Annotated in this window: 17 protein-coding genes and 1 riboswitch; of the genes, 7 read left to right on the top strand and 10 right to left on the bottom strand. The window is 37.6% G+C overall.

Annotated elements, in window-relative coordinates; translation table 11 throughout:
- Window positions 1–140: 140 nt before the first annotated feature.
- Window positions 141–500 (bottom strand): endonuclease domain-containing protein, encoded by a 360-nt coding sequence (locus H0U71_08045; protein ID MBA2654995.1) that lies wholly within the window; start codon window positions 498–500, stop codon window positions 141–143.
- 577 nt (window positions 501–1,077) lie between these two features.
- Here H0U71_08045 and H0U71_08050 point away from each other — a divergent pair.
- The 3 genes from H0U71_08050 (at window position 1,078) to H0U71_08060 (ending at window position 3,998) form a co-directional block, all read left to right on the top strand.
- Complete coding sequence (locus H0U71_08050; GenBank protein MBA2654996.1) at window positions 1,078–2,238, top strand: hypothetical protein; 1,161 nt, start codon at window positions 1,078–1,080, stop codon at window positions 2,236–2,238.
- Between the two features lie 268 nt (window positions 2,239–2,506).
- Window positions 2,507–3,079: a transporter substrate-binding domain-containing protein gene (locus H0U71_08055; protein MBA2654997.1), complete on the top strand. Its 573-nt coding sequence runs from the start codon at window positions 2,507–2,509 to the stop codon at window positions 3,077–3,079.
- A complete protein-coding gene (locus H0U71_08060) occupies window positions 3,066–3,998 on the top strand; it encodes a cation transporter (GenBank protein MBA2654998.1) in 933 nt (310 codons plus the stop codon). Before H0U71_08055 ends, H0U71_08060 begins: the two co-directional genes overlap by 14 nt.
- A 41-nt stretch (window positions 3,999–4,039) precedes the next feature.
- Here the strand turns inward: H0U71_08060 and H0U71_08065 are convergent, their stop codons facing one another.
- From H0U71_08065 to H0U71_08075, 3 genes are all read right to left on the bottom strand, one after another.
- On the bottom strand, window positions 4,040–4,873 hold the full coding sequence (locus H0U71_08065) for an ankyrin repeat domain-containing protein (protein ID MBA2654999.1): 834 nt from the start codon (window positions 4,871–4,873) through the stop codon (window positions 4,040–4,042).
- A gap of 478 nt (window positions 4,874–5,351) precedes the next feature.
- Window positions 5,352–5,579 (bottom strand): hypothetical protein, encoded by a 228-nt coding sequence (locus tag H0U71_08070; protein MBA2655000.1) that lies wholly within the window; start codon window positions 5,577–5,579, stop codon window positions 5,352–5,354.
- 84 nt (window positions 5,580–5,663) lie between these two features.
- Window positions 5,664–7,202: a hypothetical protein gene (locus H0U71_08075; protein MBA2655001.1), complete on the bottom strand. Its 1,539-nt coding sequence runs from the start codon at window positions 7,200–7,202 to the stop codon at window positions 5,664–5,666.
- A 118-nt stretch (window positions 7,203–7,320) separates the two neighbouring features.
- Window positions 7,321–7,415, top strand: a riboswitch (TPP riboswitch).
- Between the two features lie 43 nt (window positions 7,416–7,458).
- Here H0U71_08075 and thiE point away from each other — a divergent pair.
- Genes thiE through thiD form a run of 3 tightly spaced genes read left to right on the top strand, consistent with a single transcriptional unit; the run spans window position 7,459 to window position 9,687 of the window.
- Window positions 7,459–8,136 (top strand): thiamine phosphate synthase, encoded by a 678-nt coding sequence (gene thiE, locus H0U71_08080; GenBank protein MBA2655002.1) that lies wholly within the window; start codon window positions 7,459–7,461, stop codon window positions 8,134–8,136.
- Window positions 8,105–8,866, top strand: a complete 762-nt coding sequence (thiM, locus tag H0U71_08085) for a hydroxyethylthiazole kinase (GenBank protein MBA2655003.1) — start codon at window positions 8,105–8,107, stop codon at window positions 8,864–8,866. The genes thiE and thiM overlap by 32 nt, the downstream gene beginning before the upstream one ends.
- Entirely contained in the window at window positions 8,863–9,687 is an 825-nt protein-coding gene (gene thiD, locus H0U71_08090; protein ID MBA2655004.1) for a bifunctional hydroxymethylpyrimidine kinase/phosphomethylpyrimidine kinase, read from the top strand. Before thiM ends, thiD begins: the two co-directional genes overlap by 4 nt.
- Window positions 9,688–9,825: 138 nt before the next feature.
- On the opposite strand, the gene H0U71_08095 is transcribed toward thiD, so the two are convergent.
- The 5 genes from H0U71_08095 to H0U71_08115 form a co-directional block, all read right to left on the bottom strand.
- Window positions 9,826–10,239 (bottom strand): DUF2177 family protein, encoded by a 414-nt coding sequence (locus H0U71_08095; protein ID MBA2655005.1) that lies wholly within the window; start codon window positions 10,237–10,239, stop codon window positions 9,826–9,828.
- On the bottom strand, window positions 10,230–10,916 hold the full coding sequence (locus tag H0U71_08100) for a C39 family peptidase (protein MBA2655006.1): 687 nt from the start codon (window positions 10,914–10,916) through the stop codon (window positions 10,230–10,232). Before H0U71_08100 ends, H0U71_08095 begins: the two co-directional genes overlap by 10 nt.
- 42 nt (window positions 10,917–10,958) lie before the next feature.
- Window positions 10,959–11,306: a GNAT family N-acetyltransferase gene (locus tag H0U71_08105; protein MBA2655007.1), complete on the bottom strand. Its 348-nt coding sequence runs from the start codon at window positions 11,304–11,306 to the stop codon at window positions 10,959–10,961.
- Between the two features lie 364 nt (window positions 11,307–11,670).
- On the bottom strand, window positions 11,671–12,447 hold the full coding sequence (locus H0U71_08110; protein MBA2655008.1) for a hypothetical protein: 777 nt from the start codon (window positions 12,445–12,447) through the stop codon (window positions 11,671–11,673).
- A gap of 377 nt (window positions 12,448–12,824) precedes the next feature.
- Entirely contained in the window at window positions 12,825–14,072 is a 1,248-nt protein-coding gene (locus H0U71_08115; protein MBA2655009.1) for a mechanosensitive ion channel, read from the bottom strand.
- Window positions 14,073–14,403: 331 nt separating this feature from the next.
- On the opposite strand from H0U71_08115, the gene H0U71_08120 reads away from it, so the two are divergent.
- Window positions 14,404–14,850, top strand: a complete 447-nt coding sequence (locus tag H0U71_08120; protein ID MBA2655010.1) for a hemerythrin domain-containing protein — start codon at window positions 14,404–14,406, stop codon at window positions 14,848–14,850.
- 171 nt (window positions 14,851–15,021) lie between these two features.
- Here H0U71_08120 and H0U71_08125 read toward each other — a convergent pair whose 3' ends face one another.
- A complete protein-coding gene (locus H0U71_08125) occupies window positions 15,022–16,221 on the bottom strand; it encodes a hypothetical protein (protein MBA2655011.1) in 1,200 nt (399 codons plus the stop codon).
- Between the last annotated feature and the right edge of the window lie 454 nt (window positions 16,222–16,675).

The following is a 16,675-nucleotide window of genomic DNA, read 5'->3' on the forward strand; positions in this document are numbered from 1 at the left end:
TTTTTTCATTCATAGGTTCAGTCTCTATCCATGGCATCCTAGTTCCCCAATTTTTGTTAACTAGGAGTATGTTACTGTTACCTATGTGTCCGGTCACTTTCATTACCGATGTGACCGGGTCGGACCTAATTCTGATAAGCTTATTCGCGGAAGAGGGCTGGGGTGAGGGCCTTTAAAATAACCTCAAGAACGGCCTCTTTCTCTTTCAAGATAACGTCATTCCAAAACCTTAAAAATTTGTAACCTTTGCTCTGCAAGAATAAAGTTCTTTCAATATCGTACTCCAATTGATCATAATGCTGACTACCATCGAGCTCAATGATAAGTTTCTTACTTAAACATACGAAATCTACGATATAAGGTTCAATGACATATTGTCTTTTAAATTTAAAGTTTGCAAACTGCCGATTTTTTAATTCATACCATAAATAGCGTTCCACATCAGTCGCATTTTTTCTCAGACTTCTTGCCCTTTCCTTAAATGTTTTATTAACTCGCACTTGATCTCTCCCGTAAGCTACGCTTTTAGGATTTAAATGATTACAAGATGGAGCGAGAAAATAAATACAGTTAAACTCTAGTTATCCGGATTCATTCCAGTATGGAGACTGATTTTCGTCTATTATTTTTTTGTATGTTTATTTTTCATCTTTTTTGAGTAGGTTCTACGCTGTTGTAGATACTGCAATCAGTGAGGCTGAGCAAAGAGACGGTTCCTGAAGTTAATATAAAGGCCCTCACCCCAGCCCTCTCCCGCGAATAAACTTATCACAATAAAGTAATTTACGCGGGAGAGGGAGAAATATAGGTGCAGAGTATCTCGGATATTTTTGAGACAATGCAATCATCTAGCGAGTAAATAAACTTTGTACTGGACATAAAATTGTTCCACTTGCCGTCGTACCGCGGCCCACCCCTCCACGTCGTCCCGCGAATGAATCGTGGGACGATGGCGTGATTGCACCCCTCGAAACACGCCTTTTTTTAATAATGGTTCCCATAATCTATTTAAGATTTTATTAATCTTAGAAAGCTAAAATAATGTTCCCTTCTTAATCGCAGCACGAGGAAGCTAATATGGAAGAAAAAAAAACCGCTTTGTCCAAGATTACTTCAAAAAATAAGAAACGTAAGTCAAGAGAAGATTATGCCAATGATTTGGATAACCTCTTTCCGGATAGTTCAAATTTGAATTTAACAACGGAGTTAGATAATTCTGATTCTTATTTTTACATAAACCCGCAGAGCCATGAGCAGCTCTCTGACATCGATGAAGAAGATAGTCGAATATCAGAATTCCCACAAAAAGATGTTGGAATCGAAGCCTATATGTTACCGTTTCAAAATAAATTAGATGAAAAAATACATGCCGCGCTGGCCTCCAGTGCCAGTGCCAACCTAACAATTATTTGTACCACACGCGACGAAGCGAAAAAGCTGCAAGAATATTTAAATAATGATAGAAAGCTACAAATAACACGAAAAGTTTCTGTAACAGTGCATAATAAATCGGTAATCATCCCAGCAAAACAGGTATTTCATATTAATCAATGGATCAATACTAAAGACATTATTACCACTTTTTTGAATGCAAAGGACTGGTCAAGTATTTTCAGTAAACTAATGCAGCAATACAAAACTCCTAAACAAAAATTATCCTTAGAAACCACCCAATTATTATTGGAGCAATATTCTCTTGAGCTTCAACCCCTCATTAAAGGGTCTGAGCATGAACAATATAAAATTGCCCATGACGAAAGCGTGACACGCTTGCAACAAGCAATTCGTACATCGGAGAGCAAGTCTCTACGAAGGAAAACAGTTCAGGAAAATCTAGGGACACAAGATATTAAAGAAATTCAGACTCAGCATTCGAATTCGACAATTACCAATGAAAATGCTAATACCCATTATTCAGAACACCCTTTTTCTTTTTATAGAGAGAATTCACGGCTAAGTCAGTCTGAACATAATACAAATAGTGTAGAACAAACACAAAAGCAGGCGCATCCATGTGCAGAAATATATTTGGGTATCAGAGAGAAATGGCATGCTATTTTGATCTTAAGTGACATACTCAAGTTAACCCCTGAAGAGAGGGTGAAACCACAACCTTTCACTGCATTAAAAAATATGGAAGGGCTGAAAGCGGAACATGACAGATTGGATAAAATATTAACGGACCTTAAATCACAGGAATGCATTATAGAAGATCTCTCTCCTTCTTTAACATTATAATAACCTTAGTTTATTTCTTCATTATCAGTAAGAAGCACCACATTCAGCGAAGTTCGCAAAGAATGAGGCATCATGCTGACACATGAAAAGTCGTACTGTCTGATCTTACATTGCCTTCTTTACCTAATGCAGATTATAATTTAACCTCGATCCTAAGTAATGTATAACTGCCATTACATAGAAATCGTTGGGAGTGACTTAGGAGTCTGATCCATTGGCACTCTATCATTTTAAGCAATAGTATTTTAATATCTCACACGGATGATCAATGGATAGACGTGCGTTGAATAGATATTCTCAACATAACCAGGAGCTGCTCGGCTCCAACCGAAGAAAAATTTTTGGAATTATTCTTAATTTTCTCCTCATTGTGGGTGTGTCGTTACTACCCGCCTGTAAAATTCCGCGCGATCCAAACAATACATTAAATCATGTCTCAAATAGCACTCTTAAAGTAGGATTTTGTGTTAATCCTCCATGGGTAGTAGACACACATCCGCCTAGTGGTATTGAAGCTGAAATTATCCAGGTTTTCGCCAAACAAATACATGCAGACATTCAATGGGTTGCAGGTGCGGAAGAAAATTTATTTGATGGTGTACAAAAAAATACAGTGAATATTATCATTTGCGGTATTAAGGACGATTCGCCATGGAAAGCTTCTGTTAGTTTCACTCGACCCTATTTGCAGAAGGAAACTTCTCATTCTTCTGAGAAATTCTCACCGCGGGTATTTGCGATTATGAAAGGGGAAAATGCTTTCCTCGTAGCATTAGACAAATTCATAGTAAAAAATCAAACCTTGATTCAACAAATAGCAGCTAAAAATGCACATAACTAATACTTTAGAATTTCCGCCGTTATTAGCAAAAATATACAAAAAGGCCGTAGTATATGAATGGATATCTTTATTTTATATGGCATCGGTAGTGTTTTTTTTATACCTTGTGATGGGTAATTCTCAAACTATGAAGGCAGTTTTTTTCGAAGATAGTTTGAGTCTCATTCCTCCCCTTATGTTTCTTATCTCCAGTCACTTCATTAAAAAACCTGCCAATAAAAATTTTCCTTATGGGTTTCATAAAATAACAAATATTTGTCATTTAGCCAGCGCGCTGACACTTTGTGCAGTGGGACTTTCTCTAATGATTGATAGCACTAGAGTGCTCTTAAAACATGAACATCCCGACATTTCCATTATCGTTATCGGCGATCAAATCATCTGGCTCGGTTATTTAATGATGGTAGCGCTATTATGGAAAAGTATTCCAAATACATTTTTAGGCCGCGTGAAATACCGAATGTCATTACAACTGTATGACAAAATTCTTTTCACCGATGCCAAAATGAATAAGGCGGACTGGTTGACAGGTTTTGCTAGCATTGTGGGAATTTTAGGAATTGGCATGGGTTTGTGGTGGATGGACTCCGCAGTTGCGATTCTTATCTCCTTCGATATTTTATATGATGGTTATCACACCCTAAAAAAAGCTATATTAGATTTACTCGATGAGATGCCACATACCCTCGCCAGAGATAAAACTGACCCGATTATTCACCAAGCGGCTAAATATATCGCAGATCAATCTTGGGTTAAAGAATCTGCTGTACGTTTTCGAGATGAGGGGCACATTTTTTTTGGGGAAATATTTATCGTCCCCAACACAGATAAAAATTTAATCGACCACGCGAACAAACTGGAGGCAGAAATTAAACAACTTAATTGGCGACTACATGATGTTGTCATAGTACTTACATAAACCTGAACAGGGCTGCTAAAATTAATATTAGCGCTACTTTCTCAAGTATAAGTCGGACTATACACTTCATCCTCACTAATAATGCTGCTTGATTTACAATTATTAGGCTCTGACAGCTTCCATGTGACTGATTTCTTTGTTTGCACTTCCGTTGAATCGCACGGGTTAGGAGCAGTAGAATAGAAATAGTGCGAAGGCATACTATGTTGTTTAAATGTTCGAATATAGTTGGAAGTATCCTGTTCACCGCTATCTTTTTCAAAATCTCTCTCGTCATCTTGTTCAAATAAGGCGTTAATGACCGAATCAGCCCTCGCCAAATCTCTCAAAGAGGAACCGTAGGATGAAGTGACATCGGTATTCGCTCCTTTTTCTAATAACAGTTTAATAGTCATCATATTTTTATTTTTTTTCTCAACTGCAATAAACAAAGGAGTACGGCCCAACTTGTCTTTTACCTCAATATGTTCGGGATATTTATTCAATAAAAATCTTAATATATCGTTTGCTTCGCCATAAACTGCTTTATGGAAAATAGTCGATTCATTATCATCTTCTGTCAATAATACGGTCTCAGGCTTTAAAAGTAGTTTTAAAATTTGAATGTGGTGGATATTATCTGTAAACGCAGCGATGTGAAGCGCTGTCTCCGAGTGATAGTTTTTGACACTGACATCGATTTCGTGATCAAGTAAAATTTGCACTGCCTTCGGTTTTTTATAATAAGTAGCATAATGGAGAAATCCCTGGCCCTTTTTAGAGAGGTTGTTAAGCAAATTATTTTTCTGTAATATCCTCGCTACTTTGCGAAGTTCAGTAAAATTGTTATTTTCTATCGCTTCTAATAAGCGTTCACTTGGTTGTTTACTTAGCATTTTCTACTCAAATTTAAGGGTGTAATGAATTTTTAACTAACGTAGTATACGACAAGTTACTTAATATAATCTTAAACGTATTATGATTTAGCAATTTTTCCTTTGTACAGGGCAAAAATTATAAAAGGCTTATTTCGAGGGGGTTACATCACGTCGTTGTCCGCGATTTATTCGCGGACGGCGTGGTTGTACTGTGGTTTATTCGCGTATTTACTGTGATTGCCATGAATTGGAGTTAATTTCGCAGACAGATTCCTCATGAGAGTTTCCTTTATCAAGAGCGAATAAAGGGATATTCATACGGATGGCTGTTAGCCTTAAGCCATATAGTGTTGAATTACCAATGGAACGCTGATTTCTATTACTAATCTCTCTATTATTTCAGCTTTGCGGTTGTTTCTGAGAATGCAGCGGTGTTTCCTCAATGTGTAAATTTTGCGAATCGTTTGCGTTATTCGCCATCAACACTGCAACCGTTTTAGGATTGCCATACTGACAAGCTAAATCTAGGTGCACGACCATCAAAAAAATCTTTCTCATAAAAATCGACATCCGCATTATTTTGGATGAAGTGTTCTGCTGACTCCGCCTCTCCACATATACAAGCACACACTAACAGTAAATTTAGAAACCTTGGTGGTGGGTTTGCGTGATTGAATGCTTCAAAATTGTCAACCAGGGGCTGCTCGAGTCTATGTATTATCATGATAAATATCCTATAAATAATAATGGTGCAATCACTGTAGCGTTCTACATCGCTGCAGGACGGCTTGACTATACAAACTTTAGCCTAATTAAACTTTATTCGCATTGAGTCCACTGACACTCGTTTTTCATTTGTTTGCGCTAACGCACGAGAAACAATAGGGCTATCACTATTAAACCTTACAGTACATTGCAGTTTTGCCCCATCTTTTAACGCTTTGGCTTGATATAAATCCTCTAAATTAGATAATAAATGTTGACCTTGTTCTCCAATTAAACCTGTTTTTAAGATAGTTAATGCTTGGGCATCTTTATATATTTTTAATAACACCGTTTCATAAGTTTTAAAATTACACACAATCATGTTACTAAATTCAGTATCTTGAAAGTATTGAACAAACTTGTCTGCCAAAAGGCAGGCAACTGATTTTTCACCATTAATGGCGAGCCCAAAAGCGCGATCTAGATCCGCAAGAATTTCTGCAAAATGGACTGAGTCGTTTAACGCTTCATCACCTTCCATCCGAGATATCACTTTAGTTTCGCGAGGTGACACTATACGAGTAATAACATTTTTCTTGTCTTGATTTTTTTCATAGCCCTGATATTTCTCCTTTCGTGCACTCATAATTTCTCCGCTATTGCCAATCTCGACTATAGCAACATCACCTGTAAGTTTTTTATGAATATACTTGCGAGCACGATTTATGGTTGATTGTTTGCCTAGTAGACAATAATCTTTTTTAAGATCATTTAAATTATTGTACATTACCATCTCTTTGAGCACCCCATCTCGGCCATCAAATCTTATTAGCACATACTGCTGATAATATTCATGCTCAGCAGGGGGATCTTGGAGGGAAAGCACCCATTCTAACTTATTTCTTAACTCTATACACAAGTCTTTAATTTTTGTTTCACGGTCAGCCATTAGTATAAGCTTAGCATTGATTGCATTTAAAACTAAAGGCACCACTGGCGCTGGAATTTCCCTGATATTATTAGAGAAGTACTTGAAATAACTCGGATAGCTCAACATCTCCTCCAAGGCATCATTATTCTTAGCAAGATCAAACAAATAATCTCTATCATTCTCGAAATCTAAATTTTCAACTGCGCCACTTAATCTATCTAAAAAGTCATCCGATTCAATTTTTGCAGAAAGGCAATTAACTAATATCCTCGGCGTTATATCAGACTTCAGTAATTGAAAAATTTCCTCCCTTGAAAGACGCATAGCACTAATATATTCTTCACAATTACTTTTATCAAAATAATGCTGATCTAGTATTGAAATTAACTGACTATTACTTAAATAATTATTATTCCATTTATGACCGTATCGAGTTTGCATCAATAATTCAGCTGCGGCTTTATCACCCATCACCACCCTGAATATTAAATCTTTCAATTGTGAACTTTGTTGCAGAGAGCGATCGAAATGAGCATCGCCGCGATGTTTATAGAAGATTTTGGCCAACTGATTGCACTCACGATCTTCTATGTGTGTTATTGATTTTAGATAAGTTATTGCATCTTGAGGATTTTTTTTAGCATCGCCTAACGAAATTATATTTTCATTTTTGTCATTAAGCTTTGATTTTTCAATAATATTTTTCTTCATTAGACCTATTCCGAGAGTTTTATCAATTAAAAAGACAAGTCATATAATGCTATAAAATTAACGCGCGCGGTAGTCCTTACCTCATTGACACCTTACAAATTGCTCTATACACTTTATCTTCGTTCACCAGGGGTGCTTTGTTAAAAAGCTGAGAAATACCCTTATAACCTGCTCTGGGTAATGCCTGCGGAGGGAGTGTGATGAAAGATACATGCTTCTTTCATTCATTGCCTCCATTAATTTGGAGGTCTGTAAAATGAATTTATCTATTCTGCATCTTTGTTTAGTCACACACATTGGCAAAACACCCCTACCCCAATATACAAATTTTCTCAAAAAAGCCATTAGCGGCGGCGTAACTTGCATACAACTTCGAGAAAAAACACGCGATTATAATGAACTATATGTTGTAGCAAAAACACTTCAAAAATTTCTACGCCCACTCAAAATTCCTTTAATAATTAACGATCATATCGAAATTGCCAAAGCCGTGGATGCAGATGGAGTTCATTTAGGCCAAAATGATCTTTCGCCATACCTGGCACGAAAAATCTTGGGGCCAGATAAGATCATAGGTTGGTCTGTGGAAAGTTTAACAGACGTTGTCAAAGCGAATAATATCGATGCAATTGATTATATTGGCGCAAGTGCAATTTTTCCGAGCAAATCAAAACCGAATTGTAAAATGATATGGGGGTTGGAAGGTCTATCAAAAATAGTCAACATTACCGGCCACCCTATTATGGCCATCGGTGGAATCAATAAAAATAATATTGGCAGTGTCATCAATCGAGGCGCGTCAGGCGCAGCGGTGATCGGGGCAATTCATGATTACCCTGATGCACTTGAAGCTGCAAAAGATTTGAGTCTAGCAATTAAAATATGCATGGAGGATAGAGATAGTGCAACACAAAATAAAGTTAGCCTGTCATAAGATACAATCTGCCACCCCTCTTATACTTAATCTGACAAATTATGTAAGCGCTGATTTTGTCGCTAATGGTTTAATTGCTCTCGGCGCTTCTCCCATTATGAGTTATGCTCCAGAAGAAAGCGAACTAGTCACTATCGCAAAAGCGTTAGTAATTAATTTTGGCACACTCCATAACAATTTTATTCGACAATGCGAAAAATTTTGTGAGGTAGCTAACAACAATAATATTCCCATTATTTTGGATCCCGTAGGCGCAGGTGCAAGTGAGCTGCGCACCGCTACTGTTTTAAATTTTTTGCAGACATTCTCTATTGCCATTATTCGAGGTAATGCCAGCGAAATTGACGCCCTATCATCGGGAACTAAAAATTCAAAAGGAGTAGATACCACTTTAGAAACAAAAAATATAATTTCAAATGCGATAGCTCTTTCTACGCTACGTAATTGCACGATCGTTGTCAGCGGCAAGACCGATATTATTATTGATAAAGAAAAAATCGCGCACTCTGACTATGGCTCTAATTTGATGACCAAGGTAACGGGTACCGGATGTTTACTATCTGCCTTTATTGGTGCTTTTCATGCGATCGATTCAGATCGTTTTAATGCAGCACGCTTAGCAACTACTTTTTACGGCTGGTGCGCTCACCAAGCTGAAATGATGGCACCACCAGGGCCCGCATCTTTTAAGATTAATTTTCTAGACAAAATTTATCAAGGAATTCAATGAACAGCTACCTATGCGTCGCAACTATTGGGGGTACTGACCCCACCGGTGGTGCTGGAATTCAAGCTGATATTAAAACGATTTCAGCCACTCGTTGCTACGCAGCATCGATCATATGCGCTTTAGTGAGCCAAAACACCCAAGGTGTCAAAAGCATCTTCCAGCTTCCTCCCGAGATTATCAAAGACCAAATTGAATGTGTTTTCGAGGATTTAAACATTCAAGCTTTAAAGATTGGCATGTTATATAATCGTCAGAACATAAGCTTGGTCAATGATTTAATTGAATATTATAAACCTAAGCGCATTGTTATAGATCCTGTAATGCGAGCGAAAGATAATTCAGAACTTTCCTCTATTGATGTAATGAACTCACTGTCTAATGAATTATTTTCAAAAGCTACTTTAATTACTCCAAATGCCCATGAAGCTGAGCAGTTATTAAATACTAAAATCACTACCTTAACCCAGCAAAAAGCAGCAGCTAAAATATTGGGTGATAAATTTGAAACTAATGTTCTAATAAAGGGAGGTCATATTAAGGGCAGTCAATGTATTGACGTTCTATATCTGTGTAGCGAAAAGTCATATTATTTATATTCAGCGCCCAGAATTATGACACGTCATACTCATGGTACAGGCTGCTGTTTAGCTGCCGCCATTACGTGCTACTTGGCAAAGGGCTATAGTGTCGAAAATGCGGTAGGAATCGCTAAAAAATACGTAACTGAAGCTATCCAATCAGGGAGTAACAAAGCGCTAGGGAAAGGTCATGGTCCCGTAGAACATTTTTATTTTATGAATGATCTTGCGACAAATGAATAAAAGAAGCTGCAATGGCTACGTTTTTTGACGCTTTGCAAAAGTACCTTGCTGAGATAACATGAATAAATGCTGTACGATAGTTAAGAAGTAAGAATTCGCAACACTACCTTAAATTCATGGACACGAAGAATGCTGAACTTAATTAACGAACCAAAATTTTTGAATCACCGTTGCAAAAACGCTGATAGCGCTACATAAAAAAATTCCCCATAAAACATCCACAATACTAATCATAAGCGGCCATCTAGCTAAGGTGGCCAAGTTAACAAAATTATGATAGGTAAAGAGGCAAGCACCGAATAATCCTCCCCAGAAAAGCGCATGATAGATATTTCCGTTTGATTTCGGTAGAACAAAGCAAAAAATTCCGAGTAAGAGCATGAAGTAGCCGACAAACATCGCGGGCCAATTTACTGCGAAAAGATCATTTGTTTTGTGTAGTAGTGGGCCTATTTGCCTTGCATATAAACTTCGGGAAAAAACAGCAAACCATGTCATATCTAGAATGAACATAAACACTGAGCTGATAAAAAAGGTTACTATTAAGGGCATTGATTTATTCCTTCAATTTGTTTCCATGTAAGCGATGAATTACAATCAAGTGGTGTAGCAATAATGTATATATTGCGCTGCAATTTTGAATTTAGCCACATATTCGCGAAGCGATCTGCATTAATAAAAGTAATCCCATCGCGAGTTTTCATGCCATCAAAATGTGCCGCTGAATCTGCAAAGAAAATAGTCGCGTGATCCAAGTTATTCGTATTTGGCGAGGAATCATAACCCGCAACAGCCACCCAATGCCCTCCCCAATCAATCCAATCAACTAAAACAGGAGTGCCCTCAGTCAATTTCGTGCGCAACATCTGAAGCGATCCGTTATAGCACGCTTTTGCTCTAAAGCCATGATTATTTAACCAGCATACTAATTGATCTTCGTTGGTACCTTCCGATTTTGTAGTGCCCATTTCTTTAGCAATACACATTTCCATTTTTTGGTTCATCTGAGATTCGCTCAACTTTCCATAATAGCGTAACAGAGACATTACAATCGCCGGACCACAGGTATAATCAGTCGTTTGTTGATAGCCCTTTATATTCAAAAAAGTAGTAGTATGCTGGTTACTAAGATGAAAAAAGTGTTTTGCCTGATTTTCAGTTAAGGCATAAATCGGGCCAGCTTTACTGAGTAATATAAAAGCTAAAATAATATAGCGCATATAAATCATGTTAATCTCATATATCCTATTGTCGAGCTGAGTGTAATGGCACTATTTTTCCAATTCTAATTGCATCACGGTAACAGTATGCGTAAAAAGCTCGTCGGTACCCATCTTTTTCCATCCTAACCTTGAATACCAATTTGGAATAGTAGCATCAAAGGCTAACAGATATAATTTTTCATAGCCTCGAGCCAATGCTTCTTGCTCAATCGCTTTGATGAGTCTTTCGCCCACTCTCGACCCACGATATTTAGGATGAACAACTAAGCTGCCAAGCCAAGGCTCTAAATCAGGCCTGATACCATCATTGATACGTAGTGATGCCATTCCAACAGGAGTTTGCTCACTAAGTGCCACTAACGTAATAGGGAGCTGATCATAATTCAGGTGAGTCATCAGACGCTGCTTGGTAGTTTCCACAGAGGCGCCCTTTACCCAATGCTGACTTATCTCATCATACTGTAGCTTTGCGAGGACAGAGATGTGTTGGCTACAATTGGTCAAATACTCTATGCGTAAGTCAATATTTTGATTATGGTCAGCAATGATTGTTTGAGTCACCTTTACCAATCCTTCATATTTGTGGTGTCACCCTCTTTAATTATTCACTTTTTGGAATCAGAGTACATTATAAATTTTTTCTAATTTCATACTGATATTCAAAAAGATGTGACGACCAATATTTTAAAAAGTATCCCCCTTCTGCATTACTGCACAAGGAGGACCTAGAAGCTGGAATAGTTGTTAATATAACGACGTATTATTTAGAACCACCCAAATTTCTTAGCGTTTGAGTAACGTTAGTAGATGGAAAAGCTTTGTTACCCTGAGAAGCTGAAGTTACCGGATGATAAAAGGCAGATCTCACCTGTAACAATCCAGATATTTGATGAGGACCCGTTTTGCTTATATGATAATGTCTCTTAGCTCCATTTCTACTCAAACTCGTTTGAGGATCATCTAGCTGCTTTTTCTTTTCATCTTTAAAAGGCACGTGTTTTTTAGCTATCGAAACAATGCCCTCGAGATTTGGCTGCTCAGATTTCAAATCTTCTAACTCCCTAGCTTGTGCATCGCATTGGTCATGTAATGTCGAAATTTTACTTTCTTGATCACTAATCACATTTTCAAGCTGTCTAATTTTGGCTTGGAGCTGTTCTACTTGTTGTTGAGCTTGGTTCCGCTCGCCTGTTAATAAATTAATTTTCTCATCAAAATCTTTTTTAAGCTTAAGCTTCATATCCGGTTTTTTTAGCTCATAGCTGATAGTTGTTCTCAAAGTTGCTTTAAATTCGATAAATTCCTCATCTTTGAGCGCTCCAATCTTCAAGAAATTAGGATTGGTAAGCATGGTATTGACTTGTTGATAGATATTATTAATAGGGGGATTAGCAGGATCTTTTCCTTCAAATATAACTTGAAAATACTCGTGTGCGATCTGAGTATCATTTTTGAAATATTCAATAACATCTTTCACTAAAGCAGGAACCTCGTCTTTGAGGTGGATGGAATAGGCTAGGGGCAGGGATTGTGGCATTTGAAGCTCCTTATTATAAATAATAGCTGTGACAATCTGCATATTTTTAAGATTTTTAATAGAGGTAATTTACGTACCAAATAATTATGACAGATTATTGAGCTAAGTTAAATCCTAAAGTCTTGACCCTTAGAATGGATTCCTACCTCAGCAGCCTAAACGCTAGCGCTGCATCTTCATTACGTTTTAAAAGTTTTGCTAACGATAAATTTGAAGTATTATTGTTATCTTTCATTCTACAAAAGGAATTTGTATGTATAAAATAATAATGATGTTGCTAGCGACAGTTATTTTATCCGCCTGCGAATGTTGCCCTGAAACTGCAGCGGAGTATTTCAATCAAAAATCACTATCGTGTGGTTGTGATTAACGACATTTCAGCTAACGTTTTCCACTTCTTGTGGCATATAGCTACCTTTAAACTGCGTGGTTCGTTGATGAGGAAGACACTGGGGATAATTCTTAGCAATAAAATCGATTAGCTTTTCACGTACTTCACAACGTAAATCCCAAGCCTCAGCAGGGCTACGCGCACTTGTGAGAATTCGAAGCTCCATTGAATTCTGCTTGGCATCACTGACTTGAATATTGTTCACTTTACCATCCCATAAACGTGTAGCCTTAAGCACATTTAAGAGTTCACCCCGCAAAACATCGACAGGTAGGGTGTAATCTACGTATAAATACGTAGTGCCAATTAAGTTGGTTGCTTGTTCCCTGCTCCAGTTCTGAAAAGGTTTTTCTAGAAAATAATTAGTGGGAACCACTAAACGTCGCCAATCCCATAATTTAATGACTACATAACGAAAATTTATTTTTTCGACAACACCGAATTCATTTTCAATAATAACTGCATCTCCAATCTTGATAGGTTGGCTAACGGCGATTTCTATACTCGCTAAAAGACTTGGAAGGGAACGTTGAGCTGCTAACGTGAGAACAACACCCGCTATCCCTGCTGTTGTCAACACGCTGGCCCCGAGGCTACGTACGTTATCAAATAGCATAAGAGAAGCACCCAGCGCTAAGATAAGAATAACTCCATATATAACACGCTTTAATATCCGCATTTGCGTATACATCTTTCTCGCAGTTACATTAGTGGCTGATTTAAATGCGTAATAATTTACAATTAACTGTTCTGCGGCATGTACCAAGCGAAAAAAAATCCATGTAATGCACCCAATCACAAAAATACTGGTTATCTTCTCTAATATAAACTCAAACTGAGCAGGTAACCCAATGTATGGAAGCACAAGGTTCACCATTGCCAATAAGGCAATAGCTTTCGAAGCGCTCGCTAAAAAAGGAATTATGATGATACTTGTTTTGCTGTCACGCAGAGTAGAAAGTGACTTAAGATATTTACTAGCAATATTAATAAGACGAATAAAGAACCAGTAAAATATGACTATGAGTATCGCTTGTAATCCTATCGCAGCTGCAGTCAACCATTGAGAAGTTTCCTGACTAATATCTTCACCATAGTAATATCGTATGGCGCCATAAATGAGTCCGGCGCAAAAGGCTACCAAACAGGGAATACTAATTGCATGGAGTGTACATGTTAACCAGCTCTGTGGGGAAGGAGTGTTCACGGACCCTATCTTGCTCTCTACAGTCATATTCAACCTCTACTACAATCAATAATAAGCACTACACAATACTATAAATTTATATCCGCCCTTGAAAGGACTCTAAAAATAAACATTACAAAATTTGAAGACAAGCGATTTTCGTTATAAAAATTCATTTTATTTTAATACATTTCTCTCAGTTTTAACAGTTCAAATCTGGTGCAACGCCATATGTGGCGGTTTTGGAGGATGTATTTTAATGAAAATTAAGACTTCAGGGACTAAGAGTAACCTACTTATGTGAAGTTTTTTGTACATTTGTATTCTATATACTATTACTAACACAGGACGATTAATTTTCATCAGTAAGGAGCAAATTATGGATGCTGTAGCATTTCTTATTAATGAGCATAATAAGGTTAGAAAATCCTTTACCGATATTCTTGAAGGGTCACATAGAGACGAGACAACAGCTAAGATGTTTAATCTCCTTTGTGATGATTTAATCCGCCATGAAACTATGGAGCAAGAAATTTGGTATCCGCACCTAAAAAGAAATGAAAAACTATCAGAGATCATCACGCATTTGATTGCAGAAGAAAAAAGTGCCAAGAAAACTATTAAAGAATTTCGCAAAATTAAAGATGCTAAAGAGTGGAATAAGAAGTTCATGAAATTCAAACGCGAAGTTGAACACCATGCAAGGGAAGAGGAAACCAAACTATTTCCTAAAGTGAAAAAAATTCTCACCGAAAATGAATTGTTATCTCTGGGTAAAATGATGCGCGAGTATAAGAGAGACTACTTACAGTTAATGGCAGCGTAGAGCCAATAATTCAGGCCATCCCCCAAGCTCGCTATCCCGAGGGCCTCCACGAATCAAATTTATATTGATTCGGGGAGTTCCTTCGCTTCGTGTATAAGCTAAGCTATTACGCGAATGCAGCAAATTTTTAGCTATTCATTTTAAATTAGAAAATTTTTTCATATTATAAATTTATCTTATAATGTGTCTGTTAAAACCCTCGGGAACTTTTGGAGCACCTTCTAAAGATGGAGTCGATTGGTCTTGATTACTAGAAGGGGGACCTGGGGGGGCATCATTAAAAAAGCTCGTTGAAATGACTTGCGAGCTTACATTCTGCACATTAAATGGAGGCAGAGAAGGTTGCTGACCAGGAGCAACCCTCTGTTGAGACGCCTTATTTTGTGGTGATGGGGGGAGATTAAATTGGGGGCGCCCAGATGGAAAGATCTGCTGGGGGCCCAAGGCTAAGACAAAGTTACGAAATTGGAGGGTGACATTCTTAATAAAAGTCGCCTCCATTACTTGGTTATCTAACATTGCCAAAATCAGGCCATTTATTTTTTCTGGGCTGAGATTAAACATATTGATTACATTATCAATAATTTCTCCAATGATGTCCTCAGTCAGAAGAGTAGGCTTAACTGTATCAGCCACTCTATCAGCCATTTGTTTAATTATAACAGTGACTATATTCTCAATTAGGTCAGGCGGAAAGAAGTTATCGCCCAGTTTAAACAACGGCTCATATGATTCAAAAAAGCTTTGATCGATTGGTAGTAGAAGAGGCCTACGATCAGAGGGAAGCTTTCCCACCCAACGCTCATCAATTTTTCGCCTCAATTGACTGCTTAACGCACCGGACAAAGCCCCGCTAACTTTTATTCTCGCAATATTATCTTTAAAATCTAGCGCAAACTCTGTGGCTAATTGTTGGATAATTTGTTCTGGATTTACATCGGGTGTGATCTGCGGTAAGAGGCGATTGCAGAAATGATTATCAAAAGTAGGACCTATAATTTTGGGAACTACCTCTACCAGTAGTTCCTGACACGAACGTATTATTCTTTGTGCCCGACTATCAACAAGGTTTCGTCGAGGAAGAATATCGGTAAACGTAGGGTATCCAGCATCTCGTTTTCTTTTACTAGCACTGCTACTCACAGCATTGACTAGTAATTTTGTCGTATTGTTGTTGTTGTTGTTGTTGTTGTTGTTGTTGTTGTTGTTGTTGTTGTTGTTGTTGTTGTTGTTATTATTATCGTCATCGTCAGTATCGAAATCACCAGCTGAATTAGTTTGATTACAGCGTTCAGACGATTGTTCCCCTATGAGTTGTTCGGCTCCGTTTTTCAGATCTTCTAACTGTTTCTCCGTATATTTGGATCGCAATTTCCAGGTTTGTTTGCTCTCATTACTTCCTTTCTTTCCTTTGCGTCTGCTCTTTTCCTCCTCCGCCTGTTTCTTTTCACAACCCGGGCATTCAAACTTGGCTCTCTCTTCTTCAATCCCATAACATTGAACACAGATAGAGGACTCGGAGCAGATAGAACAAAGATAAAATCGATTGAATAGTGGAGCCAGACAAATATCACATTCGTACTCTTTCTTATCATACTCCTCACTGTCTACTACTTCCTATTATACAATAAGCAGAAGGGGGATGTTAGTGAGTGTTTGAGGTATCATCCGATGAATGATCAATTACTTACAACAACAACTTCTTCTTTCAAAATTTCTCGGTATATATTCAAAAGACGTTTCACAAGATCCAGAGGCTGATTTCTGTTCTCTATTGCAGATTTCAATGCATGGTATATTATGGATTTAAAGGGATATGTGGATT

The sequence above is a fragment of the Gammaproteobacteria bacterium genome (genome assembly GCA_013697705.1).
Lineage (GTDB): Bacteria > Pseudomonadota > Gammaproteobacteria > UBA6002 > UBA6002 > UBA6002.

Bases quoted from the DNA above. Each gene is read 5' to 3' on its own strand.
- H0U71_08050 (MBA2654996.1), top strand. From the start codon at position 1,078: ATGGAAGAAAAAAAAACCGCTTTGTCCAAGATTACTTCAAAAAATAAG.
- H0U71_08055 (MBA2654997.1), top strand. From the start codon at position 2,507: ATGGATAGACGTGCGTTGAATAGATATTCTCAACATAACCAGGAGCTG.
- H0U71_08060 (MBA2654998.1), top strand. From the start codon at position 3,066: ATGCACATAACTAATACTTTAGAATTTCCGCCGTTATTAGCAAAAATA.
- H0U71_08065 (MBA2654999.1), bottom strand. From the start codon at position 4,873: ATGCTAAGTAAACAACCAAGTGAACGCTTATTAGAAGCGATAGAAAAT.
- H0U71_08070 (MBA2655000.1), bottom strand. From the start codon at position 5,579: ATGATAATACATAGACTCGAGCAGCCCCTGGTTGACAATTTTGAAGCA.
- H0U71_08075 (MBA2655001.1), bottom strand. From the start codon at position 7,202: ATGAAGAAAAATATTATTGAAAAATCAAAGCTTAATGACAAAAATGAA.
- thiE (MBA2655002.1), top strand. From the start codon at position 7,459: ATGAATTTATCTATTCTGCATCTTTGTTTAGTCACACACATTGGCAAA.
- thiD (MBA2655004.1), top strand. From the start codon at position 8,863: ATGAACAGCTACCTATGCGTCGCAACTATTGGGGGTACTGACCCCACC.
- H0U71_08095 (MBA2655005.1), bottom strand. From the start codon at position 10,239: ATGCCCTTAATAGTAACCTTTTTTATCAGCTCAGTGTTTATGTTCATT.
- H0U71_08100 (MBA2655006.1), bottom strand. From the start codon at position 10,916: ATGATTTATATGCGCTATATTATTTTAGCTTTTATATTACTCAGTAAA.
- H0U71_08105 (MBA2655007.1), bottom strand. From the start codon at position 11,306: ATGACTCACCTGAATTATGATCAGCTCCCTATTACGTTAGTGGCACTT.
- H0U71_08110 (MBA2655008.1), bottom strand. From the start codon at position 12,447: ATGCCACAATCCCTGCCCCTAGCCTATTCCATCCACCTCAAAGACGAG.
- H0U71_08115 (MBA2655009.1), bottom strand. From the start codon at position 14,072: ATGACTGTAGAGAGCAAGATAGGGTCCGTGAACACTCCTTCCCCACAG.
- H0U71_08120 (MBA2655010.1), top strand. From the start codon at position 14,404: ATGGATGCTGTAGCATTTCTTATTAATGAGCATAATAAGGTTAGAAAA.